We start from the raw sequence: 23,286 nt of genomic DNA, 5'->3' as shown, positions 1-23,286 counted from the left end.
GTGAACCGAGCCTTAGCGCAAATCGATTCATCCCAATCTCATCGCGCTTCAACGGCTCACGCCGCGCGGATCGCTGCTCCGGAATCTCGCCGCAGCATTCCGGCAATGTCGGATGCAGGCATCGGCCGGCTGAAATAATAGCCCTGCGTTTCGACGCACCCTTCCTCGCGGAGGATGTCGAGCTGCTCCTTCGTCTCGACGCCTTCGGCGGTCGTCGTCTTGCCGAGGCTGACCGCGAAACGAACCACGGCGCGCGCGAGATGGCGCGCCTCTGCGCGCGGACTTGATAGTTCGTTGACGAAACTGCGGTCGATCTTGACCTTGTCGAACGGAAATCTCTGCAGAAAGCTCAGCGATGAATAGCCGGTGCCGAAATCGTCCAGGGCGATGCGCACGCCGAGCTCGCGCAACTGGGCGAGCGCCGCAAAGACGGCTTCGCTGTCATGCATGATCACCGTCTCGGTGACCTCGAGCTCGAGCCTGTGCGGCGCAAGCCCCGAGCTTGCCAGCGCGCCGACAATGACCGGAACGAGCTCCTTGCTCCTGAATTGGGCGGGAGACAGGTTGATCGCGATCGTGACATGTTGAGGCCAGGTGGCCGCTTCCGCACAGGCGGTCCGCAAGACCCATTCTCCGAGCGGCACGATCAAGCCGGTCTCCTCCGCGAGCGGGATGAATTCGCCCGGCAGGACCAGGCCTCGCTGCGGGTGATGCCAGCGCAGCAAGGCCTCGAAGCCGCAGGTCTTTCCGGCCGCGGCGTCGACGAACGGCTGATAGTGAAGCTCGAATTGACGCCCCGCGAGTGCAGCCCGCATGTCGCGCTCCAAATTGCGTCGCGCATGCATGAGCTCGTCGAGCTCCGGCTCGAAGAAGCGGAATGCACCACGTCCGCCGCTCTTGGCCGAGTAGAGGGCCAGATCCGCGCTCTTCAGGATCACGTCGGAATCGTTGCCATCGCGGGGTGCTATGGCAATGCCGATGCTGGTACCCACCGTGACCCGGTGATCGCCGAGATCGAAGGGTTCGCAAAGCGCCTTTCTGATGTTCTCGGCAAGCGCGGCGGCCTCCACGGCCGGGTTGGTCACGTAATCGATCACCGCGAACTCGTCGCCGCCCAGTCGTGCGATCAGCGCGGTTTCCGTGACGCATTCGCGCAGACGGGCAGCGACGGCGCGCAGCAGCGCATCGCCCGCCGGATGTCCAAGCGTGTCGTTGACTTCCTTGAAGCGATCGAGGTCGAGCATGAGCACGGCCAGATCGAGGCCGCCGTTCCGCGTCACCGCAATCGCATGCTCCATCCGCTGCCTGAGCAGCACGCGATTTGGCAGATCGGTCAGCGCGTCGTGTTGCGCCATATGGGTGATCTTGGCCTCGGACCGACGTTGCTCGGTCACGTCGAGATGGGTGGCCACCCATCCGCCACCGGCCATCGGCTGTCGCGTCACGCAGATCAGCCGGCCATCCGAAAACTCGTCGATCCTGCTCGATACGGCATTGAACGGCAGGGCCGCCAGTTTCGATATGAATTGCTCGGCGGCGCCCTCGCTGCTGTCGCTCTTGAGGATACCGGTCATGACGCGATGCCTGATGATGTCGGCGTGAGGGGTCCCCGTTCTCAGCAGTTCCGGCGGCAGCTGATAGAGCAGGGCATAGCGCTCGTTGCAGACGACAAGCCGCTTCTCCGCATCGAACATGCAGAGCGCCTCGACCATGTTGTTGATGGCCGTATCCAGCCTGAGTTTCTGCTCCTGGATTTCCCGTTGCGAATCTTCCACCTGCTGCCTGGCGAGCGAAAGTTCACTGATGATTTGCTCGAATCTGCTGGTTCTGGCCGCAAGGCGGCGATCGGCGAGCACGCCCACGAAGCTCATTCCGAGCACCGACAGGGCCACACCCGCGATTGCGACGGCAAGGAAGGTCGGCGAAAGCGACAATGTATCGCTTGCCAGCGTCGGGTCTGGAACGATCTGCACCGCGCCCATGGCCGTGAAATGATGCGACACGATGGCGAGCGTGAGCAGCAGCGCCGCGGCAAAAGTCCCCCACTTGTTCTTGCGGTCCAAGGCAACCGCGAGCGCAACATAGCCCAGGACCATGCCAAGGACGATCGAGATGAACACCAGCGCCGGCGACCAGGTGACACGACCCGGCACCTCGAGGGCCCACATGCCGATATAGTGCATGCTTGCGATGCCGGCGCCGATGATGCCGCCCCCGGCAACCGCGCGCCAACGGCCGGAATTGTTGACGGCAACGCCAAACCCGCCCGAGGTCAGGATCATCGCCGCGGCGAGCGACAGCGCCGTCAGCACGAGGCCGTAACCGGTCGGCACGCCGGGCTCGTAGGCGAGCATTGCGACAAAATGCGTTGCCCAGATTCCGTAGCCGATCGACGCGCCGGCAATCGCAATCCAGATCTGCCGCGTCCAGGCTCGCGAGGCGACTGCCCGATGAAAGATGCTGACGGCTACAATGCTTGCAGCGAAGCAAACCAGGCCAGCCAGCAGGACAAGCCGCCAGTCGTGCTCCGCCGTGAGGCAATTAAAAACGCGGAACATTCAATATCGCTCCCTCGTCAATACTATCGAGGATTGAGCCGATCAGACTTTGTCCGCGTTAATTTTCTGCAATGCCTAGTTGCATGCCTATCGTGAGGTAAACTTTTCCCGGCAAATGACACAGGAAGTTGGAGGTAGTTTGCACTGGTCAGGATGGTTCCGCCCCGTGGAACTACCATCGTTGCTCCGAACTCAACCGGTTCCGCTCACGGATGCCGGATGCGCTTGCGGCCGGTGATCATGGCGCGGATCAGGTTCTCGCGCTGAAGAAGAGCCATCAGCAGCACGCCGAGCACGTGCAGCACGACCAGCACGATGACCGCGTCCGATGAATAGCGGTGGGTGTCCTCGACCCACCAGAGGCCGAAGAAGGTCACGGTCACCGACATCGCGCCGGTGATCGCCGAGACGGCGACCGCCAGCAGCAGCGCCACCAGCATCAACGTGCCGGCGGGATTGAGCCCTATATAGCGGCCGATGATGCCGCGGCGCAGATTCCAGAGATAGCGTGGCGCGGCACGCAGCCGGACGCCGACCATGCGGAAGCGGGAGTAGCGACTGCCCCAGAAACCCCAGACCAGGCGGAAGGCGAGAAGCCCAAGCGCCGTATAACCGACGATGCGGTGAAGCCGGTCATAGACGGTGGGCGTGAACCACGCAGCCAGGATGCTGGCCGCGAAAGCCCAATGCCAGAGGCGTAGCGGCAAATCCCAGACCACGACCGTCCGCGAGGCGGTTCGATCCGCGGGGGTCCTGTCGGACGCCCCGCGCGGCCCTGGCACCGCTTCCTCGTTCAAGCTGGGACCACCCTCAAGCCTCACTCTGCGCGAACGATCTCGTGCAGCTCAACCGGCAGCCTTACTTGGCAATCGTGTGCTTCAGGCTGAGATCTTCCGGGTTGTAGAACAGCTCGAAGAGCTTGCCTTCCTTGACGCCATACACTTCGTAGCACGAGCCTTCGATCTTTGAGCGCCGCACTTCGTAGCCCAGAGCCTTGGCCTTGGCTTCAGCTTCGCTGGCCGGCTTCCACGACGCCTTGTCGAGCTTGGTGCAGTCCTTGAAACCGTCGGCCATGGCGGTCGATCCCGCGCCAATCCCGAGCGTCAGTGCAATGGCAACAACACGAATGACCTTCACGAACTTCTCCTCCTGTGTCGTGGGCGCTGCGCGGAGCCGCGAGCGGCACCGAAGGAAGCCAAGGAGGAGGTGAAGTCAATCGGGTTCGGGCACGGATCGCTTTAGATAAGTTCTAACATCAGCCAAAAGCCGAGTGCTGTCCGCGCGCCGTGCAGTTTGACGCGCCTCTGCGGCCTAACGCCTCGCGCGCAGCTAGTAGCCCGCAACCGCCAGCATGACGACCCCGCTGAGCATCATCCAGCCGAAGTGCCGGCCGCGCGTCGCCCATGCGTTGGCGCAGGCGGAGAAGCAGAACACGCAGGCCATGGTGGCGACGATCCAGTGGCGCGCCGGCTCCGAGCCCATCCAGGGCGTCGCAATCAGGAGCACGCCACCGCCGATCCAGGCGACGGTCGAGGCCTGCCAGACCAGGCGGATCAGGGTGCGCAGCCGTTCCGGCTCGATGCGGGCGTGAACGAACACCTTGGCCTCGCCGAGGTAGCCGTGGATGAGAGCCACGGCAATGGTCAGGACGCCGGCGCACTGGAGCAAGAGATCACGCATCGTCATGGCTCCCGAAGGTTTCGTCCATACATCTGTGTATGGTGACGTAACCGCTGGTGCACGGCCTGTCAATACACTAGTGTATGGTGTGATCTTCGGGAACGGATATGACCGAACAGCTCTCAGCCGACGACTGGACCAGCCAGGGCCTGAAGACGCTCGCCAGAAACGGCTTCACCGCCTTGAAAGCTGATCCCCTGGCTCGAGCCCTGGGTGTGTCGCGCGGCAGCTTCTATTGGCATTTTGCCGATCTCGGCGCGTTCCACGCCGCGGTGCTGAAGCGCTGGCGCGAGATCGCGGCAGAACAGATCATCGCCGACGTCGAGGCCGCCCGCGACGAGCCGCTGCAGGCGCTGCTGCGCAGCTCGTTCGGCGCCCGGCTCGATCTCGAGCGCGCGATGCGCAACTGGGCGGCGTTCGATTCGGGCGCGCAAGCAGCGGTACGCGCGATCGACCGCCGCAGGCTCGACTATATCGAGCAGCTGCTGGCGATGCGCGGGCTCGATCCCGCGACGGCTACGGCCCGCGCGCAGATCCTGTACTGGACCTTTCTCGGCTTTGCCCTGTCCGGAACGCCGCTGCCGGCGGCCCGGCTCGAGACCCTGCTCGACGAGCTTCTGCAGATGGTGTCCGCGTAAACGGACGCGATGGGCGGAGGCGGATTTCTGTGCTAGAGGCAACCGACCGCCGGAGACGATGATGAATGCGCCCACCGAACGCCCCGAAGCCAGTGTCGACCCCAAACTGCTGGAGATCCTGGTCTGCCCGCTGACCAAGGGCCCGCTGGAGTTCGATTCTGCCAAGCAGGAGCTGATCTCGCGCAGCGCCAAGCTCGCCTATCCGATCCGCGACGGCATCCCGATCATGCTGCCGGAAGAAGCGCGCAAGATCGATTGAGATTTTGCGCGACGGCCGCGCAACACAGTCAGTCTCGTCCTGGCGGAAAGCCAGGACCGTTATCCCCGAACTGCGTTGTTGCGCGAGCTGGCAACTCCGGGTCTTCGCAAAACTGATGCTGCGGCGTAGGGTCCCGGATCTGCGCGCGCTTGGGAGCGCGGCTGTCCGGGACGACGAGAACAACGACTACAACGCCTCGCCCTTCAGCAGCCGCGGCACCTCGCCGGTGAGGCCGGCGGCCTGGCGGATGAAGAGGTTCTTCAGCGGCGGGGCGCGGTCGACGAGGCCGAGACCGATGTCGCGCACGGTGCGCAGCAGGGTCGACTGGTTGGAGAACAGGAAGTTCAGCGAGTTGGTGGCAACGCCCATCGCCATGGTGTCGAAGCGGCGCCAGCGCTGGTAGCGCTCGAGCACGTCGGCGCCGCCGAGATCCATGCCGAGCCGCGCGGCATCGACGACGACCTCGGCCAGCGCGGCGACGTCCTTCAGCCCCATGTTTAGACCCTGGCCCGCGATGGGGTGGATGACATGCGCGGCATCGCCGACCAGCGCGAGGCGCTCGGCAATGAAGGAGCGCGCGACGAAATAGGACAGCGGAAACGCCCGCGGCTTGTCGAGCGCCTTCACCTCGCCGAGATGCAGGCCAAAACGCTGTTCGAGCTCGCCGTGAAACTCCTCGTCGCCGAGAGCAATGATCCGCGCGGCCTCACTGCGGCGCTCGGTCCATACCAGCGATGAGCGTTTTCCGGTGAGCGGCAGGATCGCGAAAGGGCCAGCCGGCAGAAAGTGCTCCTCGGCGCGGCCTTCGTGATCGCGCTCATGGCCGACCGTGACGACGATGCCGGACTGGTCATACTCCCAGCCGTGGGTGGCGATGCCGGCGCGCTCGCGCAGCTTCGACCGCGCACCGTCGGCGGCGACCAAAAGGCTGGCCGCGATCACGCTGCCGTCGCCGAGCGTCACGTCGATGCCCTCCGCGCGCGCGTCATAGGACGACACTGTTGTGGCGCGAAGGTCGATGCCCTCGGCCTCGGCACGCACCACCAGCGCATCGATCAGGCGGCGGTTCTCGACCATGTGCGCAAACGGTTCGCCGGGCGCGACGTCGCCGGCGAAGTTCAGGAACACCGGACGAGTGGCATCTTCCAGCTTCGAGTCGGTGACGACCATGTCGAGGATCGGCTGCGCCTCGCTCCTGACGTCGTCCCAGGCGCCGATCGCCTCGAACAGGCGGCGGCAGGCGGCGACGATCGCGGTGGCGCGCGGGTCCCGGCTCGGCCGCGTGCCGAGCGCGGGATCGGCGACGATCACGGGGATCTCCGGCCCGAGCCCCTGGCGCAACGCCAGCGCCAGTGCGAGGCCGGCAAATGCGCCGCCGCCAATGACAATGCTTCCCTGTACCGACATACCAAGCTTCCCGGTCAATTCTCGGCCTTGCTAGCAGACTTGAGCTGGGCGAAACAGTGCGGTGAACAAGGGCGGAGCGGCCCACCTGTGTCATTCCGGGGCGCGACGAAGTCGCGAGCCCGGAATGACGGCTTCAGAGAGTTGTGTTCATGTCCAAAAGCCTGATCGACCTGATCTCGATCCTCGACCTCGAACAGCTCGAGGTGAACCTGTTCCGCGGCAACAGCCCGAAGACGAGCTGGCAGCGGGTGTTCGGCGGCCAGGTGATCGGGCAGGCCATGGTTGCCGCCTGCCGCACGGTCGAGGGCCGGCTGCCGCATTCGCTGCATTGCTATTTCATCCTGCCGGGCGATCCGCAGATCCCGATCATCTACCAGGTCGAGCGCCTGCGCGACGGCAAGAGCTATTCGACGCGGCGCGTCACCGCGATCCAGCACGGCAACGCGATTTTCTCGATCATGGTGTCGTTCCACGCCGACGAGGAAACCTCGTTCGATCATCAGGACAAGATGCCCGACGTGCCGCCGCCGGAGAAGCTCACGGCGGAGGAAGTGGCGAAGCAACCGATGTTCCGCGAGATGCCGGAGTTCATTCGCCGCTACTACGAATCCGATCGCCCGATCGAGCTGCGCCCGGTCGAGCTCGGCCGCTATTTCGGCCAGAAGATCGACGACGGCCGCATCCACGTCTGGATCAAAACCGCGGCGAAATTGCCCGACGATCCGGCGCTGCACATGTGCGCGCTCGCCTATGCCTCGGACTTCTCGCTGCTCGATGCGATCATGGCGCGTTACGGCCGCACGCTGTTCGACAAGCGCATGATGCCGGCGAGCCTCGACCACGCGATGTGGTTTCACCGTCCGTTCCGGGCCGACGAATGGCTGCTCTATGCGCAGGATTCGCCGAGCGCGCAATCAGGCCGCGGCCTGACCCGCGGCTCGATCTTCAAGCCCGATGGCACGCTGGTCGCCTCCGTCGCGCAGGAAGGCTCCGTGCGCGAGCGGAGGTAGCGCTCAATAGGCGCGAGCGGCTGCTCCGCGATCGACCAGTGCGAATTGCGACACGAACCAGCGGCCGTACCAGCGCAGCATCCACGGAATCGGGATGATGAAGCTGCACGCCAGCGAGAACACCACCGATCGCCACAGGATCTGCCAGCCGCTGCCGTTGAAAACGACCTCGCGCCGCGTGCCCTCGATGTTGCGGCAATTCCAGCGCATCCAGAACGCAAGCACCCAGGCCCAGCCGATGATGGTGATGGTCGAGATCATCATCAGCAGGTACCAGCCGACATAGCCGATGGCGCTGCCCTGGAATGAGATCGGCAGCCGCTCGCCGTTCGAGGTGAGATTGGCGACGGCCCAGCGCAGGATCACCCAGGCGAGAAAGGCGTTGGCGATCACCGCAAGGAGCGGCGCGAACGCAATACCGGTCGCACCGGCGTAGGTCAGGAGCGCGTTGAGCATCAACGCCCACCAGACGTCCATCGGCTGGCCGGCGAAACCGAAATTCGGACGGCCCGGCACCTGGATGTGCGACGTGATGTATTTGTAGAACCAGACCGTGACCCAGGGTGCGGGGATCACCAGCAGAATGCCAATAATGAACACGATGCTGCATCCGAGCAGACCGAACGCGCTGAAGTCAGCCGTCAGCGATCCGCCGGCCGCGCCCCCGTAACCACTGCCGCCCATCATCGGCGGGCCGCCCGCCGGAACCATCGGAGGTCCGCCGCCGCCGACCAGGCCGGGAATCTCGAGGGCCTTCTGCCAGCCGGCCATGCCCTCGGTCCACACCAGCGTGTCCGGGCGGACGACGCCCTGGGCGATCAGATCGCGGAACCGCCCTTCCGGAAAGGGCCCCTGCTGCTTGCCCTCGGATGCGTAGAACCAGCTCGCCATGAAACGTCCCCTCGAACTTACTTATGTACCGGCCAAACCGCTTAGGTTCACCGCTTCGGTTCACCGCATCCATGCCAAAAATGCATTGTGGAGGATGAACAGCTGCCCTGTACAGAGGCGGCCATTCACATGGCCAAACGTTTTTGCGCTTCAACCTGCAACTTTTTTGTGCCATTTGCCCGTAAAGATGCCAGATTGACGCCGGCGCCGGGGACATACGGCGCGGCGCATCCGGGGAATAGGCCTGACCATGAAACTCGTCGTCGCGATCATCAAACCGTTCAAGCTCGATGAGGTCCGTCAGGCCCTGACGGCGATCGGCGTCCACGGCATGACCGTGACCGAGGTGAAGGGCTATGGCCGCCAGAAGGGCCACACCGAGATCTATCGCGGCGCCGAATATGTCGTGAACTTCCTGCCGAAGCTGCGCATCGAGATCGCGGTCGCCTCAGACGTCGCCGACAAGGCGGTCGCCGTGATCTCCGCGACGGCCCGCACCGGCCAGATCGGCGACGGCAAGATCTTCGTCACGCCGATCGACCACGCGCTGCGCATCCGCACCGGCGAGACCGACAGCGACGCGCTCTGAATTTGACCGCGGGACGAGACCTCATGGTGAGGAGCGCGGAACGCGCGTCTCGAACCATGAAGGCGAAGATTCGCCTGCGGCCATCCTTCGCGATGCGCGCGCGCGCGCTCCTCGTCGCCGTCACCTTCGTCTGGGCGGCGGGCGTGAGTTTCGTCCTGCTCAAGCTGGTCGGCCTGTTCGTGCCCTTGCGCGTATCCCGTGAGCACGAGCTCCGAGGGCCTGATATTTCGCAGCACGGCGAAGCCCTGCAACAAGCGCCTACGCTACGTAATTACCTTCCTGCTGCCCGACACGTGAGCAACATTGTGTCGGTACCCTGTCGTGCCTGCATATTGAGCAGCGGTGGTCAGCTTTTGAGCGCGACGTATTAGCGCACTGCACCGCAATAGGGGCCACGGGCGAAAACACCCGTTTTCATAGTCCGTTAGGCAATACGCCCGATCTGGCACGGCATTTGATTCTAGGGGTCCCGGCTGTGCCCGCGTAGTGAAACTTCTCCCTCGTGGCGAACCAGTCGAGAAACGCCCGGCCACGTCCGGACCGGGCCCAAGCGGGGATAGGACCCATGAAAATTGTTATGGCGATTATCAAGCCATTCAAGCTGGAAGAAGTCCGTGACGCCCTGACCGCCATCGGCGTTCACGGTCTCACGGTGACGGAAGTCAAGGGGTATGGCCGCCAGAAGGGCCATACGGAAATCTATCGCGGCGCCGAATATGCCGTGAGCTTCCTGCCCAAGATCAAGATCGAGGTCGCTGTCGCCTCCGACCAGGTCGACAAGACCATCGACGCCATCACGTCCGCTGCGAAAACCGGGCAGATCGGCGACGGCAAGATCTTCGTCATCAATCTCGACCATGCGGTTCGCATCCGCACCGGCGAGGCCGATGCCGCGGCCCTTTGATTTCGCGCTCAACCTTATTCAATCAGGAGTAAACAATATGACGTTCAAGCGTCCCTATGGCGCGGGATTGGCGGCTCTCGCAGCCGGCCTGTTCGCTGCGACCGCAGCCTACGCCGAGCCAACGGTCAACAAGGGAGACAACGCCTGGATGCTGACATCGACAGTGCTCGTGCTGTTGATGACCATCCCCGGCCTCGCGCTGTTCTACGGCGGCCTCGTCCGTTCCAAGAACATGCTCTCCGTTCTGATGCAGGTGTTCTACACCGTCTGCGTCGTCACGGTGATCTGGGCCGTGTACGGCTACAGCCTCGCCTTCACCGGCGGTTCCGACTTCATCGGCGGCTTCTCCAAGGCCTTCATGATGGGTGTCACCACCGACTCGAAGGCCGCGACCTTCTCGGTCGACGCCAACATCTCGGAGCTCGTCTATGTGTGCTTCCAGATGACCTTCGCGGCGATCACGCCCGCCCTCATCGTCGGCGCCTTCGCCGAGCGCATGAAGTTCTCGGCGATTGCTCTGTTCATCCCGCTCTGGGTCACCCTGATCTACTTCCCGATCGCGCACATGGTCTGGTACTGGCCCGGCCCGGACGCGATCCAGGACGCTGCCAAGGCTCTGGCTGCGGCGGGTGACGCGGCGGCGAAGACCGCGGCGCAGGCCAAGCTCGACGAGGTCAACGCCGACGCCGGCTGGATCTTCAAGGCGGGCGCGATCGACTTCGCGGGCGGCACCGTGGTGCACATCAACGCGGGCATCGCCGGCCTCGTCGGCGCCCTCCTGATCGGCAAGCGCGTCGGCTACGGCAAGGAGCTGATGGCTCCGCACTCGCTGACCATGTCGATGATCGGCGCCTCGCTGCTCTGGGTCGGCTGGTTCGGCTTCAACGCCGGCTCCAACCTCGAAGCCAACGGCGGCGCAGCGCTTGCCATGACCAACTCCTTCGTCGCCACCGCAGCCGCCGCGCTGTCGTGGATGTTCGCGGAGTGGATCGTCAAGGGTCATCCGTCGGTGCTCGGCGTCATCTCCGGCGCTGTCGCGGGCCTCGTGGCCGTCACGCCTGCCGCCGGCTTCTCCGGTGTCATGGGTGCGATCGTCCTCGGCCTCGTGGTCGGTGTGGTCTGCCTGTTCTTCTGCACCGTCGTGAAGAACGCGATCGGCTACGATGACAGCCTCGACGTGTTCGGCGTGCACTGCATCGGCGGCATCGTCGGCGCCATCGGCACCGGCATTCTCGTCAACCCCGCCCTCGGCGGCGCCGGCATCATCGACTACACCGCGATCCCGCCGAAAGTTGCCGATTACGACTTCGCGGCGCAGATGATCTCCCAGCTCAAGGCCGTCGGCACCACGCTGGTGTGGTCGGGCGTCGGTTCGGCGGTCCTCTACAAGGTCGTCGATGTGATCGTTGGCCTGCGCGCCAATGTCGAGAGTGAGCGTGAAGGCCTCGACATCACCGAGCACACCGAGCGCGCCTACAACATGTAACCTCTCCTCCCGGACGTGGTCTCCTCTAGGACCGCGTCCACAACTACGGTTTGGGCACATACCCGGCAATGCCCCGACCGTTGAGGGGCTCCAGCGCAAGTTGGAGCCCCTTTCTTTTTGCAGATTTTCTTTTTTGACCACGTGCCGAAGAAAAAGATTGCCCGACGCTTCGCGTCGACCTCTCCTGCAAGTGGGAGAGGTGGAGGAACCAGCCCGGCTCTGTAGCCCATAACATCCCGTTGTTATCCGGCCCCATTTTTCCCGCTCTGGACGGGAGCGGCGGCCGATGGTTAATCGCGTCTTAACCTCGCCCTATCTATGGTGAACTGAACCGCTTCCCGCCGGCGCCTTCGTGCGACCGGCTGTTCCAAGAGTACTGGCGCCCAGAATGGCTCTGACCGCTTCAACCCGTGCGCCGCAGGGCGGTGGTAGCTCCGATTCCGCACGCTCGCCCTTCGTCCGTCTGAACGAGCTTTTGGCCCCGCATCAGCCGGGCAAGCCCTTGATTTCGCTTGCGGTCGGCGAACCTCAGCATCCCGTGCCCGACTTCGTCGGCCCGGTGCTGGCCAAGCACATCGCCGATTTCGGCCGCTACCCGATGAACCAGGGCACCGAGCCGTTCCGGAACGCTGCGAGCGCCTGGCTGTCGTCGCGCTTCAACCTGCCACGGCAGCTCGACCCCAAGGGCGAGATTCTCGTCCTCAATGGCAGTCGCGAGGGGCTGTTTCTCGCCGCGATCGCGGCCGTGCGCTATGTCGGCCCGCGTCCGGGCAAGCCCGCGATCCTGATGCCGAACCCGTTCTATCCGGTCTATGGAGCCGGCGCCCTCGCGGCCGCCTGCGAGCCGATCCATCTGCCGACCACGGTCGAGAACGGCTTCCTGCCCGATCTCGATGCGATCGACGAGGCGACGCTGGCGCGCACGGTGGCGTTCTATCTGGCGTCGCCCGCCAATCCGCAGGGCTCGGTCGCAAGGCCCGACTATTTCAAGCGCCTGAAACAGCTCGCCGACCGCTACGGTTTCGTGATCCTGAGCGACGAGTGCTATTCCGAGATCTACACCCGCGAGGCCCCAGGCAGCGCGCTCGAATGCGCCGGTCCCGATTTCACCCGCGTGGTCGCGTTCCAGTCGCTGTCGAAACGCTCCAACCTGCCGGGCCTGCGTGTCGGCTTCGCCGCCGGCGACAAGAAGCTCATCGGCACGTTCCTCGAGTTGCGCAACATCGCAGCGCCCCAGGTCCCGGTACCGCTGCAGCATGTCGCGACCGTCGCCTATGGCGACGAGGCGCATGTCGAGGAGAACCGCAGACTGTACCGGATCAAGTTCGATCTCGCCGACCAGATCATCGGCAATCGTTACGGCTATCGCCGGCCCGATGCGGGCTTTTGCGTCTGGCTCAACACCTCCGGGATCGGCGACGACGTGTCGGTGACGCTGAAGCTGTTCAAGGAAGCGGGCGTGCGCGTGGTGCCCGGCAGCTTCTTGGCGCGACAGCAGCCGGACGGCTTCAATCCCGGCGCAGACTATATCCGCCTCGCGCTGGTGCAGGATGGCGAAACGACGGCGCGGGCGCTGCACCGTCTGGTCGAGACTCTGGGTTAGGCGGGGCCCGTGAGCATGTCGGCAATCGAACGTGTCATTCCACTGGTCGGCCATCTGCCGCCCTCGATCCGCGAGGGGCTGGCGCGGCGCATGCGCGAGCTCACCGGCCTCGGCCTGATCGCGCTGTCGGGCGTTGCTTCGGCGGCGCTGATGACCTGGTCGGTGCAGGATCCCAGCCTCAGCCACGCGACCTCGCGGCCGATCCGCAACATCCTCGGCTATGCCGGCGCCATCGGCGCCGACCTCGCGATGCAGATCCTCGGGCTCGGCGCGATCATGCTGGTCCTGACCGTCGCGGTCTGGGGCTGGCGCATGATGACGCATCGCCCGTTCGATCGCGAGGCGCTGCGGCTCGGCTCCTGGATTCTCTGCACCGCGATCGCAGCCGGCTTCGCCAGCTGCTGGCCGCATGGCGGCGCCTGGCCGCTGCCGACCGGTCTCGGCGGCGTGGTCGGTGACGCGCTGGTGCGCGCGCCCGCGGTGATCTTCGGACCGCCCGGCACGATCTATCGGATGATCCTCGGTACGATCCTGTTCGCCGCCATGGCCGCGACCTTCCCGATGGCCTGCGGTCTCGGCGCACGCGAGCACGACGAAGAGCTCCCCGAGATCGAGGACGATGACAAGCCGCTCGACGAGGACGAGGAGAGCGATCGCGGGTCGGTCTCGCTGGGCTGGCTATTCCATGCGCTGATGAGCACGAAAGCAAGGCTGATCTGGCTGCTTGGCGCTGCCTATCGATCGCTGGTCTCGAGCGGACCGAAGACCAAGGCGGCCGCGTTCAGCCGCCAGGAACCGAATCTGGGTGGCGGCCGCACCGCGCCCTCGATCTCGCCGCAGTCCGAGGACGAGGACTACGAGGACGAGCAAGAGGAAGAAGTGGAAGACGAGGAGGAAGAGGAGGAGCCCGCCGCGCGCACGCCGAAGAAGAAGGCTGCGCCAAAGGCCGCTTCCAAGAAATCCTCCGACAAGTTCGACCTTCCCTCCGTCTCGATGCTGGCCGCGCCGAAGGCCGGCGACCGCCAGCCGCTCAGCAAGACCGAGCTGGAGACCAATTCCCGTTCGCTCGAAGGCGTGCTGCAGGATTTCGGCGTGCGCGGCGAGATCGTGAAGGCCAATCCGGGCCCTGTCGTCACGTTGTACGAATTGGAGCCGGCGCCCGGCATCAAGTCCTCGCGCGTGATCGGCCTTGCGGACGACATCGCCCGCTCGATGAGTGCGCTGTCGGCGCGCGTCGCCGTCGTGCCCGGCCGCAACGCGATCGGCATCGAATTGCCGAACGCGCATCGCGAGAAGGTTTACCTGCGCGAATTGCTGGTGGCGAAGGAAGCGACCGACACGGTTGCGAAGCTGCCGCTCTGCCTCGGCAAGACCATCGGCGGCGACCCCGTCATCATCGACCTCGCGCGCACGCCGCACATGCTGATCGCCGGCACCACCGGCTCGGGCAAGTCGGTCGCGATCAACACCATGATCCTCAGCCTGGTCTACCGGCTGCGCCCCGATCAGTGCCGGCTGATCATGGTCGATCCGAAGATGCTCGAGCTCTCCGTCTATGACGGCATTCCCCATCTGCTCACGCCCGTCGTGACCGACCCGAAGAAGGCGGTGGTCGCGCTGAAATGGGCCGTGCGCGAGATGGAAGAGCGCTACAAGAACATGGCCAAGCTCGGTGTGCGCAACATCGACGGCTACAACACGCGCCTGCTCGAACTGAAGGCCAAGGGCGAGGAGCCGACGCGCACGGTGCACACCGGCTTCGACAAGGAGACCGGCAAGGCGATCTACGAGGAAGAGAAGCTCTCGCTCGACCCGCTGCCCTACATCGTCATCATCGTCGACGAAATGGCCGACCTGATGATGGTCGCCGGCAAGGACATCGAAGGCGCGGTGCAGCGCCTGGCGCAGATGGCGCGCGCCGCCGGCCTGCATGTGATCCTGGCGACGCAGCGTCCGTCGGTCGACGTCATCACCGGCACCATCAAGGCAAACTTCCCGACCCGCATCGCCTTCCAGGTCACGTCCAAGATCGACAGCCGCACCATTCTGGGCGAGATGGGCGCCGAGCAGCTGCTCGGCCAGGGCGACATGCTCTACATGGCCGGCGGCGGCCGCATCAGCCGCGTGCACGGACCGTTCGCGTCGGACGAGGAGGTCGAGAAGGTGGTGCGTCACCTCAAGACGCAGGGCCAGCCGGAATACCTCGAGGCGGTTACGGCCGAGGAGCCGAGCGAGGACGAGGACGGCGCCGTGTTCGACGCCACCGGCATGGGTGCCGATGGCGGCGGCGACCTGTTCGCGCAGGCCGTTGCGATCGTCAAACGCGACCGCAAGGCCTCGACCAGCTACATCCAGCGCCGCCTGCAAATCGGCTATAACCGGGCCGCATCGCTGATGGAGCGCATGGAACTGGAGGGTATCGTCGGCCCCGCCAACCACGCCGGCAAGCGCGAGATTCTGGTCGAGGAAGAAGACAGCCATATGTGAGGCGGGGGCGCCTAAACATAATTTCACGCAAAATCGATATCTGCTTTTGCCCGAAATCACGGTAAAAGGGCGCCCAGCCACACAGGACGACGCGTTGATCAGACATCCGGACATTCGATTCGCTGCCACCATCGCCGCGCGAGGCGCGCGCGTGGCCGGCGTGCTTCTCGTCACCGCCGCGATGGTGACCGCAACGTCGCTCGCGCAAACCGTGCCGGTACCGAAGCCCGCGCCGAAGGGCCGCGACGGCGGCACCTCCGCCGGGGGACCGGCCGTCACCGGCGCGACGCAGGCGCCGCCAAATCCGATCATCCCGGATCCGCGCCGCAACGTGCCGAGCAGCATCTTCCAGACCTTCGATGCCAACCAGAAGGCACAGGCCGCCAAGGTCAGCGCCTATCTGTCCTCGCTGCAGACGCTGGTCGGGAATTTCGTCCAGGTCGGCCCGGACGGCAGCAAGACGCAGGGCGATTTCTATATTCAGAAGCCCGGCAAAATGCGCGTCGAATATGACGCGCCGAGCCCGATCGACATCGTCGCCGATGGATCGTCGCTGGTGGTGCGCGACCGCAAGCTCGCGACGCAGGACGTCTATCCGCTGTCGCAGACGCCGCTGCGTTTCCTCTTGTCCGACCGCATCGACCTGATGAAGGACACCAACGTCATAAGCGTCACGGCCGACGACCTCTTCATCAGCGTCACCATCGAGGAGAAGCAGGCGCTGGTCGGCACCAGTCGCCTCCTGCTGATGCTCGGCGCCAAGGACGGCCAGCTGAAGCAATGGACGGTAACCGATCCGCAAGGCTACGACACGACGTTTGCGGTCTATAATCTGGACACGAGCAAGAAGCTCGATCCCAGCATGTTCAAGATCGATTTCACGAACTACGGCCCGTCGCCGGGTTGATGGTGCGAAGCGCAGTCCCCTGGCGTCACCCAGCCTACCGCCTGTGGACAAGCATTTTCCCCGCGCCGATCCATGCTAAGACGCATTCCCCATGCGTCTTTCCCTGACAACCTGGAACATCAACTCGGTGCGGCTGCGCATCGACCTGGTCGCGAAATTCCTCAAGAGCGCGCGGCCGGAGGTGCTGTGCCTGCAGGAGACCAAGTGCATCGACGACGCCTTTCCGCTGAAGCGCTTCAGGCGGCTCGGCTACGAGCATGTCGCGCTGAACGGGCAGAAGGGCTATCACGGCGTCGCCATCGTCTCGAAGATTCCGTTCGACTCGAAGGACATCCGCACCTTTTGCGACAAGATCGATTCACGGCACATCTCGGTATCGTTCGGCGAAAAGGCCGGCATCGCAAAGCCGCTGGTGCTGCATAATTTCTACGTGCCCGCGGGCGGCGACATCCCCGATCCCGCGCTGAACGAGAAATTCGACCACAAGCTCCGCTTCCTCGACGAGATGACAGCGTGCGAGCCGCTGCATCCGCGCGGCGAGGATCGCCACGTCCTGGTCGGCGATCTCAACGTCGCCCCGCACGAGAACGACGTGTGGTCGCACAAGCAGCTCTTGAAAGTGGTCTCGCACACGCCCGTCGAAACCGAGAAGCTGAAGGCCGCGCTCGCGGCCGGCGAGTGGGTCGACGTCGCGCGCGACCGCATCCCGATGTCGGAGAAGGTCTATACGTGGTGGAGCTACCGCTCCGCCGACTGGACCGTCGGCGACCGCGGCCGCCGGCTCGATCACATCTGGGTCTCGCGCGCGCTGAGGGACGCCGTCACCGACTTCAGGATTCTGCGCGATGCGCGGAGCTGGGAGCGTCCGTCGGATCATGTGCCTGTCACGGTGACGCTGGAGGTGTGAGCCACCGCCGTCATTCCGGGGCGCGATGACGTCGCGAGCCCGAAATCCATCGAGCCGCAGAGTTGGTCGATGAATGGATTCCGGGTTCGCGCGTTGCGCGCCCCCGAATGACAACGGAGAGACTTAGGACGTCAGCTTCGCGCCCGCCATCAGGATATCGCTGGCGATCTGGCTGGAGCGCACCGCGAATTCGTCGCGCAGACGCACGGCGGCGGGGGGGTCGCTTTCGAGCACGCGCTGAAACAGGCTGCGCGCAACACGGATGACGGAGGAATGCTCAAGCGCGATCGCGCTCGACGGCCGCTTCATCGGCACCACCAGCGCAAGCTCGCCGATCAGCGCGCCGGGACCGGCGATCATCTCGGCGCCGGCGCCGTCCTCGACCCGGAAGGCGCCGCGCTGGACCACGTAGCCGGCATCGGCATCGTCGCCGAGATTGAAGAGGACGTCGCCGCGGACGAAGTCACGCTGCTCGGAGCCGATCGCCAGCATGCGCAACGAGGCGTCTCCCAACAGGCGCAATGTCGGGACACGCTCGAGAAGCGCTACGTCGTCATCGATTGACATTCAGGTCCGAGGTTCAAAGGCACGCCATCTAAAACGATTCGTGCGCCCCTGAAGCGTATCATGGCACCAGTTTGTAGCCACCGGCTTCGGTGACCAGGATCTCCGGGTTGGCGGCGTCCTTCTCGATCTTCTGGCGAAGGCGGTAGATGTGGGTTTCCAGCGTGTGCGTGGTGACCCCGGAATTGTAGCCCCAGACCTCCTGGAGCAGGGTCTCGCGCGACACCGGCATCTGGCCGGCGCGGTAGAGGAAGCGGAGGATGGCGGTTTCCTTCTCGGTGAGCCGCACCTTGCGGGCATTGGCCGCCGTCAGCATCTTCGAGCCCGGGCGGAAGGAGTAGGGGCCGACCGAGAACACCGCGTCCTCACTGGCCTCGTGCTGGCGAAGCTGGGCGCGGATGCGGGCCAGCAGCACGGCGAAGCGGAACGGTTTTGCGACGTAGTCGTTGGCGCCGGATTCCAGGCCCAAAATCGTATCGGAATCGGTGTCATGCCCGGTCAGCATGATGATCGGCGCCTTGAAGCCGCCCTTGCGCAGCGAGCGGACAACTTCGCGGCCATCAGTGTCGGGCAGGCCGACATCCATCAGAACCAGATCGGGAGAGTTGGCCTTCGCGGCGCTCGCGCCCTTGGCGCCGGTATCGACGGCGGAGGCCTCGAATTCTTCGTGCAGCGATAATTGCTCCACCAACGTATCGCGCAGATCGGTATCGTCATCCACGATCAGGATCTTGCGGGCATTGGCCATGGGGTATCATCCTTTTGGAGTCCGGCTCGGCGCGCATGCATGCCGCGCCCGGCCGCGAGGGGAAGTTTAGGGTCGCCGTTATTATTGTTGTTCGTGTTGAAGTAGTGGGCTGTTACCGATTCTCAAGCCAGAACCACTCTAACCCAGAATAGCAGGGCGCTTCGATGAATGTCCTGTAATGAATTCGACATCGCACGTTCACATGAAAAACAACGTCGTTTCAGTGACTTACACCAGAAATCGAAGCTCCGGACCGCTGTCGGCGATCCGCGTTAAGCCTGCTGCCGGGAATCCGCGCCGGGGCTGGCTGATGGCCGGACCGCTGACGATAGCGGTGGCGCTGGGGCGGGGCGGCATCCTCGCCAACAAGCGCGAGGGCGACGGCGGTACTCCAAGGGGTAGCTTCCGTCCCAAACGCCTGTGGTGGCGCGGCGACCGGCACAGCCGACCGCGGACATTCCTGCCGGCGCGAATCATCACCGGCGAGGACGCCTGGTGCGAGGATCCCCACGACCGACACTACAACCAGGGAATCCGGCTCGGCGCGGGGCAGGGCGGCGACCGGCTCAAGCGGGCCGACCATCTCTATGACTTCATCATCGAGATAGACCACAACACGCGACCGCGCATCGCCGGCCGCGGCAGCGCCGTGTTCCTGCATCTGGCCCGCGACAATTTCGGTCCAACCGCGGGCTGCGTCTCGATGACCAAGGCGGCGATGCTGCAGTTGTTGCGGCGGCTGGGACCAAGAACAAGAATCATCATCGGGTGAGGGCACATGCTCGAGAAAGATCAGATCGCCGCCGCATCGCGCGTCCTCTTTGAGCATTGGCGCGACGGCACCAAGCTCGACGCGCTGGAGACAAAGCTGCGGCCGCAGAGCCGCACGGAGGGCTATGCCGTTCAGGCCGGGCTCGAAACGCTGTCGCGCGGAAAATTGTTCGGCTGGAAGATCGCGGCCACGAGCGTATCAGGGCAGAAGCATATCAATGTCACGGGACCGCTGGCCGGTCGCATCATGAGCGACACCGTGATCGCCGATGGCGGCACCGCGTCGATGAAGGGCAACGCGATGCGCGTCGGCGAGCCGGAATTCGCCTTCCGCATGGGCCGCGACCTGCCGCCGCGCGCGACGCCTTACGCGGTCGACGAGGTGCTCGCCGCGGTCGGCAGCTTCCATCCCGCGATCGAGATTCCGGATTCGCGCTTTACCGATTTCGCCGGCGCGGGCGAGGCGCAGCTGATCGCCGACAATGCCTGCGCGCATCTGTTCGTGCTGGGCGCGGCGACGTCTGCGGATTGGCGCGCGATAGATCTCGTCGAGGAACGGCCGCAGATCACGCTGCGCGGCGAGCGCTATATCGGCCACGGCAAGAACGTGCTCGGTGATCCCCGCGTTGCGCTCGCCTGGCTCGCCAACGAGCTGCGTGGGCTCGGCATCACCTTGCGGGCAGGGGAGGTGGTGACGACAGGCACGTGCCACCCGCCGCTGCCGATACAAGCGGGTGATGATATCGCCGCGGACTTCGGCGTGCTGGGGAAGGTGTCGGTGGGGTTTGCGTAGGCGGCACGCATCGCTGTCATCGCGAGCCCATCTCTCTCCACACGTCATTGCGAGTGCAGAAGAAATCCAGAGTCCCTCCGCGGAAAGATTCTGGATTGCTTCGCTACGTTCGCAATGACGAATTCGAGAGCGGTTGTCCTGCACGCGACTCGCGTACGACTCCTACCGATGCCCGAAGATCGCGCTGCCCACGCGCACGTGGGTGGCGCCGAGCATGATGGCTGTCGCGAAATCGGCGCTCATGCCCATCGAGAGATTCTTCAAGCCGTTGCGCTCCGCGATCTTGGCGGTCAGCGCAAAATGCGCGGCCGGCGGCTCGTCGACCGGCGGGATGCACATCAGTCCGGAAATCGTCAGCCCATAGGTGTCGCGGCAGCTTGCGAGGAAGGCATCGGCCTCGCCGGGCGCGACGCCGGCCTTCTGCGGCTCCTCCCCGGTGTTGATCTGGACGAACAACTGCGGGTGCTTTTTCTGGGATTCGATTTCCTTGGCTAACGCCTGGCAAATGCTCGGACGATCAACAGAATGAATGGCGTCGAACAGCGCGACGGCCTCCTTCGCCTTGTTGGACTGCAGCGGCCCGATCAGGTGCAGCGCGATATCCGGGTAAACAGACGTTAACGCCGGCCACTTGCCTTTGGCCTCCTGCACCCGATTCTCGCCGAATACGCGGTGCCCGGCGGCGATGACCGGCGTAATTGCATCTGCTGCGAACGTCTTGGATACCGCGATCAGCGTGACGGAGCTGCGATCACGCCGCGCGTCCTTGCAGGCGCGTGCAATTTCGGCCTCGACCGAGGCGAGTGCGTTTGGTGAATCGCCGGTTATCGGCGCTGCGCTTTTTTCTGTCATGACGTTGGGTTGGCCGCGATCGTACGGGAGGTAAGTCCAATTTTACCGAGTTCAAGAAAGAGTTTTTGAACCCTTCGCTTTACCTTAGCCCGCGGGGTGGGCAGCGAAGATGGCAAACGTCAGTTTCAACCGCAAACGAGCGAAACTCAAGCAGGTTCTCGGAATCCGGGCCCGGCTTGCGTTGCTTGCCGTGATTCTGGTTGCGCCATTGATGCTCGAGCGCATTCGTTCCCTCGAGGACGCGCGCACGCGGCAGATTGCGCAGGCCGCGGCCGAATTCATCACCGTCGCCCGGCACAGCGCCGATGCGCAGCGCGAGGTGATCTCGTCGGTCGAGACCATCCTGAAATCGGAAGCCTTCATCCGTGCCTCCGCGGGCGGCATCAGCAAGAGCTGCGACGTGCTGCGCGCGAGCCTGCCCTCGAACCTGCCCTGGATCCGCACGCTGCTGATCGCGGGCCAGGACGGACGCATCCAGTGCGCCACCAACAACATGTATGTCGGCCTCGACCTCAGCGACCGGCCCTACTTCCAGAAGGCGCAGGAAACCGGCCGCTTCGTGCTGAGCGATTTCATCCTGTCGCGGCCGGTGCCGTCGCCGACCGTGATGGCGGTCTATCCGGTGTCCGCGTTCAGCGGCGCCGCCGATGCCGTCGTGCTGGCGACCGTCAACCTCGACTGGATGTCGAAGGTCATGAACAATCTCGGCGGCCGCGCCGGCATCACCGCCGTGCTGGTCGACAGCGCCGGCACGGTGCTGGCCACCCCCGCCGACCAGCACAGCGCGGTCGGCCGTCCCCTCGACAACATGCCGCTGATGTCCGCAATCGCCGACAGGGCGCTGCGCTCGGACCAGGACGAGGGCTCGCTGTCCTTTCTCGCCGCCGATGGTTCCCGCCGCGCAGTCAGCTACATCCGTATCGCCGACACCAATGCCCGCCTGATCGCCAGCATCGACGAGGACAAGGTGTCCGCTGCGGTGAGCCGCGACATCCGTACCGCCTATCTGCAGCTCGCTTTCGTCGTCGTGTTCGTGCTGCTCGGTGCGCTCATCGCGGCCGAGAAACTCGTGATCAAGCCGATCGAGATGCTCGCCGACATGGCCAAGCGTCTCGGCGAGGGTGATCTGTCGGCGCGCGCCGCGCGCAATCGCCTACCGGCCGAGTTCGTGCCGCTGGCCCGCGCCTTCAACGCGATGGCCGCGCAGCTCAGCCAGCGCGAACGCGAGCTGATCGCGAGCAACGACCGCCTGACCGTGATGGCCTCGATCGACATGCTGTCGGGCCTCGCCAACCGCCGCGGCTTCCAGAGCCGGCTCGATTTCGAGTGGATGCGCGCGCAGCAATATGGCAGCGACCTCGCGCTGCTGATGATCGATGTCGACCATTTCAAGCTGTTCAACGACACCTACGGCCATCTCGAAGGCGATTCCTGCCTGACCCGGCTCGGCGAGTCGCTCTCCGGCATCGCCGCCGACACGATGGGCTTTGCCGCGCGCTATGGCGGCGAGGAATTCTGCCTGCTCTTGCCCAACACGGACGTGAACCGCGCCGTCGAGATCGGCGAGCAGGTGCGTGCGGCCGTGCTGAAGCTGTGCCTGCCGCACATCACCTCCGCCCACATGATCGTCACCGTCTCGATCGGCGTTGCCGCGACGAGGCCCAACGAGGCGCTCCGCCCCGGCGATCTCATCGAAGCTGCCGACGCCGCGCTCTACGCCGCCAAACATCGCGGCCGCAACAACGTCGTCGAGCACGGCGTGCAGGCGATCGAGACCGGCGCGGCTGGCATGATGATGGCGGCGAGCGCCTGACCAGCCAGAAACTCCTTGGTCGCACCCATCACGGCGTGCAGCCGCTCGGACGTGTCGACGGGCGCGTACCTGCGGCGCGGTCTCGAACCGGTTCTGCTTGGTCCGGGCGTCGAACGGGCGATTGTGGTCGATCAGCAGATCGATGGCGTTGCGCAAGTCGTCGTGGCTGCCCGCGAAATATTGGAACCAGACGGCAAAAATTGATCGGCGTCGGCGCAATCCGCTGCTCGGCCACGCCCCGCATGGCCCGTCCGGCGATGGACGCGGAAATAATCATGGTCGGGTTGCTGGGGTCCATTGCAAGTATTTTGGGGTCCCCGCGGGCCGCAACCTCGTATCGCCCCCTTAATCACATCCCAACAGCTGGCTCGGTAGCTATGCGGAGCAGCGCCCCAGGTTCCCTGCATGAGGCAACCCAT

At 64.6% G+C, this 23,286-nt stretch carries 23 protein-coding genes and 1 pseudogene; 15 read left to right on the top strand and 9 right to left on the bottom strand.

Annotated elements, in window-relative coordinates; genetic code table 11:
- Window positions 1-56: 56 nt before the first annotated feature.
- From ACRQ5Q_RS01230 to ACRQ5Q_RS01215, 4 genes are all read right to left on the bottom strand, one after another.
- Window positions 57-2,558 carry an EAL domain-containing protein gene (locus ACRQ5Q_RS01230; protein ID WP_439395651.1) on the bottom strand — a complete coding sequence of 834 codons (2,502 nt, stop codon included), beginning with the start codon at window positions 2,556-2,558 and terminating at the stop codon, window positions 57-59.
- A 206-nt stretch (window positions 2,559-2,764) separates the two neighbouring features.
- Complete coding sequence (locus ACRQ5Q_RS01225; RefSeq protein ID WP_439395649.1) at window positions 2,765-3,355, bottom strand: cytochrome b/b6 domain-containing protein; 591 nt, start codon at window positions 3,353-3,355, stop codon at window positions 2,765-2,767.
- A 61-nt stretch (window positions 3,356-3,416) separates the two neighbouring features.
- Entirely contained in the window at window positions 3,417-3,695 is a 279-nt protein-coding gene (locus ACRQ5Q_RS01220; protein ID WP_439395647.1) for a PepSY domain-containing protein, read from the bottom strand.
- A 192-nt stretch (window positions 3,696-3,887) separates the two neighbouring features.
- On the bottom strand, window positions 3,888-4,238 hold the full coding sequence (locus ACRQ5Q_RS01215) for a hypothetical protein (RefSeq protein ID WP_439372328.1): 351 nt from the start codon (window positions 4,236-4,238) through the stop codon (window positions 3,888-3,890).
- Window positions 4,239-4,345: 107 nt separating this feature from the next.
- Here ACRQ5Q_RS01215 and ACRQ5Q_RS01210 point away from each other — a divergent pair, with 107 nt between their 5' ends.
- A complete protein-coding gene (locus tag ACRQ5Q_RS01210) occupies window positions 4,346-4,876 on the top strand; it encodes a TetR/AcrR family transcriptional regulator (RefSeq protein ID WP_439372329.1) in 531 nt (176 codons plus the stop codon).
- A 61-nt stretch (window positions 4,877-4,937) separates the two neighbouring features.
- Window positions 4,938-5,135: a Trm112 family protein gene (locus ACRQ5Q_RS01205; RefSeq protein WP_007598651.1), complete on the top strand. Its 198-nt coding sequence runs from the start codon at window positions 4,938-4,940 to the stop codon at window positions 5,133-5,135.
- A gap of 186 nt (window positions 5,136-5,321) precedes the next feature.
- Here ACRQ5Q_RS01205 and ACRQ5Q_RS01200 read toward each other — a convergent pair whose 3' ends face one another.
- A complete protein-coding gene (locus ACRQ5Q_RS01200) occupies window positions 5,322-6,542 on the bottom strand; it encodes a ubiquinone biosynthesis hydroxylase (RefSeq protein ID WP_439372330.1) in 1,221 nt (406 codons plus the stop codon).
- 149 nt (window positions 6,543-6,691) lie between these two features.
- Between ACRQ5Q_RS01200 and tesB the strand changes: the two genes are divergently transcribed.
- A complete protein-coding gene (gene tesB / locus ACRQ5Q_RS01195; protein WP_439372331.1) occupies window positions 6,692-7,552 on the top strand; it encodes an acyl-CoA thioesterase II in 861 nt (286 codons plus the stop codon).
- Window positions 7,553-7,555: 3 nt separating this feature from the next.
- Here the strand turns inward: tesB and ACRQ5Q_RS01190 are convergent, their stop codons facing one another.
- Complete coding sequence (locus ACRQ5Q_RS01190; protein ID WP_439372332.1) at window positions 7,556-8,443, bottom strand: DUF4339 domain-containing protein; 888 nt, start codon at window positions 8,441-8,443, stop codon at window positions 7,556-7,558.
- Between the two features lie 250 nt (window positions 8,444-8,693).
- Here ACRQ5Q_RS01190 and ACRQ5Q_RS01185 point away from each other — a divergent pair, with 250 nt between their 5' ends.
- The 8 genes and pseudogenes from ACRQ5Q_RS01185 (at window position 8,694) to ACRQ5Q_RS01150 (ending at window position 17,326) form a co-directional block, all read left to right on the top strand.
- A complete protein-coding gene (locus ACRQ5Q_RS01185) occupies window positions 8,694-9,032 on the top strand; it encodes a P-II family nitrogen regulator (RefSeq protein ID WP_439372333.1) in 339 nt (112 codons plus the stop codon).
- A gap of 113 nt (window positions 9,033-9,145) precedes the next feature.
- Window positions 9,146-9,283 (top strand): annotated as a pseudogene (locus ACRQ5Q_RS01180) (ammonia channel protein); the annotation flags it as partial.
- Window positions 9,284-9,597: 314 nt separating this feature from the next.
- Window positions 9,598-9,936, top strand: coding sequence for a P-II family nitrogen regulator (locus ACRQ5Q_RS01175; RefSeq protein ID WP_008142813.1), 339 nt, complete (start codon window positions 9,598-9,600; stop codon window positions 9,934-9,936).
- A 37-nt stretch (window positions 9,937-9,973) separates the two neighbouring features.
- Complete coding sequence (locus ACRQ5Q_RS01170; RefSeq protein ID WP_439395645.1) at window positions 9,974-11,422, top strand: ammonium transporter; 1,449 nt, start codon at window positions 9,974-9,976, stop codon at window positions 11,420-11,422.
- Between the two features lie 388 nt (window positions 11,423-11,810).
- Complete coding sequence (locus ACRQ5Q_RS01165; RefSeq protein ID WP_439395643.1) at window positions 11,811-13,025, top strand: aminotransferase class I/II-fold pyridoxal phosphate-dependent enzyme; 1,215 nt, start codon at window positions 11,811-11,813, stop codon at window positions 13,023-13,025.
- 9 nt (window positions 13,026-13,034) lie between these two features.
- The gene (locus ACRQ5Q_RS01160) at window positions 13,035-15,512 is read left to right on the top strand and encodes a DNA translocase FtsK (RefSeq protein ID WP_439372336.1); all 2,478 of its coding nucleotides are present in this window, start codon (window positions 13,035-13,037) and stop codon (window positions 15,510-15,512) included.
- A 151-nt stretch (window positions 15,513-15,663) separates the two neighbouring features.
- The gene (locus ACRQ5Q_RS01155; RefSeq protein ID WP_439375772.1) at window positions 15,664-16,419 is read left to right on the top strand and encodes an outer membrane lipoprotein carrier protein LolA; all 756 of its coding nucleotides are present in this window, start codon (window positions 15,664-15,666) and stop codon (window positions 16,417-16,419) included.
- Between the two features lie 91 nt (window positions 16,420-16,510).
- A complete protein-coding gene (locus ACRQ5Q_RS01150; RefSeq protein WP_439395641.1) occupies window positions 16,511-17,326 on the top strand; it encodes an exodeoxyribonuclease III in 816 nt (271 codons plus the stop codon).
- 123 nt (window positions 17,327-17,449) lie between these two features.
- On the opposite strand, the gene ACRQ5Q_RS01145 is transcribed toward ACRQ5Q_RS01150, so the two are convergent.
- A complete protein-coding gene (locus ACRQ5Q_RS01145; protein WP_439395639.1) occupies window positions 17,450-17,893 on the bottom strand; it encodes a cyclic nucleotide-binding domain-containing protein in 444 nt (147 codons plus the stop codon).
- 58 nt (window positions 17,894-17,951) lie between these two features.
- Window positions 17,952-18,638, bottom strand: a complete 687-nt coding sequence (locus ACRQ5Q_RS01140; RefSeq protein WP_008142830.1) for a response regulator transcription factor — start codon at window positions 18,636-18,638, stop codon at window positions 17,952-17,954.
- Between the two features lie 178 nt (window positions 18,639-18,816).
- Here ACRQ5Q_RS01140 and ACRQ5Q_RS01135 point away from each other — a divergent pair, with 178 nt between their 5' ends.
- A complete protein-coding gene (locus ACRQ5Q_RS01135) occupies window positions 18,817-19,410 on the top strand; it encodes a L,D-transpeptidase family protein (protein ID WP_439372338.1) in 594 nt (197 codons plus the stop codon).
- A 6-nt stretch (window positions 19,411-19,416) separates the two neighbouring features.
- Window positions 19,417-20,202, top strand: a complete 786-nt coding sequence (locus ACRQ5Q_RS01130; protein WP_439395637.1) for a 2-keto-4-pentenoate hydratase — start codon at window positions 19,417-19,419, stop codon at window positions 20,200-20,202.
- A gap of 162 nt (window positions 20,203-20,364) precedes the next feature.
- Here the strand turns inward: ACRQ5Q_RS01130 and ACRQ5Q_RS01125 are convergent, their stop codons facing one another.
- Window positions 20,365-21,054 carry a YggS family pyridoxal phosphate-dependent enzyme gene (locus tag ACRQ5Q_RS01125; protein ID WP_439372340.1) on the bottom strand — a complete coding sequence of 230 codons (690 nt, stop codon included), beginning with the start codon at window positions 21,052-21,054 and terminating at the stop codon, window positions 20,365-20,367.
- A gap of 109 nt (window positions 21,055-21,163) precedes the next feature.
- Between ACRQ5Q_RS01125 and ACRQ5Q_RS01120 the strand changes: the two genes are divergently transcribed.
- Together ACRQ5Q_RS01120 and ACRQ5Q_RS01115 are read left to right on the top strand one after the other, a co-directional pair.
- The gene (locus ACRQ5Q_RS01120) at window positions 21,164-22,867 is read left to right on the top strand and encodes a diguanylate cyclase domain-containing protein (RefSeq protein WP_439395635.1); all 1,704 of its coding nucleotides are present in this window, start codon (window positions 21,164-21,166) and stop codon (window positions 22,865-22,867) included.
- 15 nt (window positions 22,868-22,882) lie between these two features.
- Entirely contained in the window at window positions 22,883-23,071 is a 189-nt protein-coding gene (locus tag ACRQ5Q_RS01115; RefSeq protein WP_439372342.1) for a hypothetical protein, read from the top strand.
- Window positions 23,072-23,286 lie beyond the last annotated feature (215 nt).

The sequence above is a fragment of the Bradyrhizobium sp. PMVTL-01 genome (assembly GCF_051861855.1).
GTDB lineage: Bacteria > Pseudomonadota > Alphaproteobacteria > Rhizobiales > Xanthobacteraceae > Bradyrhizobium.
Note: the sequence above shows the minus strand (reverse complement) of the source record. Positions and strands in the feature narration are given on the sequence as shown.

Bases quoted from the DNA above. Each gene is read 5' to 3' on its own strand.
- ACRQ5Q_RS01185 (WP_439372333.1), top strand. From the start codon at position 8,694: ATGAAACTCGTCGTCGCGATCATCAAACCGTTCAAGCTCGATGAGGTC.
- ACRQ5Q_RS01190 (WP_439372332.1), bottom strand. From the start codon at position 8,443: ATGGCGAGCTGGTTCTACGCATCCGAGGGCAAGCAGCAGGGGCCCTTT.
- ACRQ5Q_RS01170 (WP_439395645.1), top strand. From the start codon at position 9,974: ATGACGTTCAAGCGTCCCTATGGCGCGGGATTGGCGGCTCTCGCAGCC.
- ACRQ5Q_RS01135 (WP_439372338.1), top strand. From the start codon at position 18,817: ATGAATTCGACATCGCACGTTCACATGAAAAACAACGTCGTTTCAGTG.
- ACRQ5Q_RS01145 (WP_439395639.1), bottom strand. From the start codon at position 17,893: ATGTCAATCGATGACGACGTAGCGCTTCTCGAGCGTGTCCCGACATTG.
- ACRQ5Q_RS01200 (WP_439372330.1), bottom strand. From the start codon at position 6,542: ATGTCGGTACAGGGAAGCATTGTCATTGGCGGCGGCGCATTTGCCGGC.
- ACRQ5Q_RS01210 (WP_439372329.1), top strand. From the start codon at position 4,346: ATGACCGAACAGCTCTCAGCCGACGACTGGACCAGCCAGGGCCTGAAG.
- ACRQ5Q_RS01130 (WP_439395637.1), top strand. From the start codon at position 19,417: ATGCTCGAGAAAGATCAGATCGCCGCCGCATCGCGCGTCCTCTTTGAG.
- ACRQ5Q_RS01125 (WP_439372340.1), bottom strand. From the start codon at position 21,054: ATGACAGAAAAAAGCGCAGCGCCGATAACCGGCGATTCACCAAACGCA.
- ACRQ5Q_RS01120 (WP_439395635.1), top strand. From the start codon at position 21,164: ATGGCAAACGTCAGTTTCAACCGCAAACGAGCGAAACTCAAGCAGGTT.
- ACRQ5Q_RS01205 (WP_007598651.1), top strand. From the start codon at position 4,938: ATGAATGCGCCCACCGAACGCCCCGAAGCCAGTGTCGACCCCAAACTG.
- ACRQ5Q_RS01165 (WP_439395643.1), top strand. From the start codon at position 11,811: ATGGCTCTGACCGCTTCAACCCGTGCGCCGCAGGGCGGTGGTAGCTCC.
- tesB (WP_439372331.1), top strand. From the start codon at position 6,692: ATGTCCAAAAGCCTGATCGACCTGATCTCGATCCTCGACCTCGAACAG.
- ACRQ5Q_RS01150 (WP_439395641.1), top strand. From the start codon at position 16,511: ATGCGTCTTTCCCTGACAACCTGGAACATCAACTCGGTGCGGCTGCGC.
- ACRQ5Q_RS01215 (WP_439372328.1), bottom strand. From the start codon at position 4,238: ATGCGTGATCTCTTGCTCCAGTGCGCCGGCGTCCTGACCATTGCCGTG.
- ACRQ5Q_RS01140 (WP_008142830.1), bottom strand. From the start codon at position 18,638: ATGGCCAATGCCCGCAAGATCCTGATCGTGGATGACGATACCGATCTG.
- ACRQ5Q_RS01175 (WP_008142813.1), top strand. From the start codon at position 9,598: ATGAAAATTGTTATGGCGATTATCAAGCCATTCAAGCTGGAAGAAGTC.
- ACRQ5Q_RS01230 (WP_439395651.1), bottom strand. From the start codon at position 2,558: ATGTTCCGCGTTTTTAATTGCCTCACGGCGGAGCACGACTGGCGGCTT.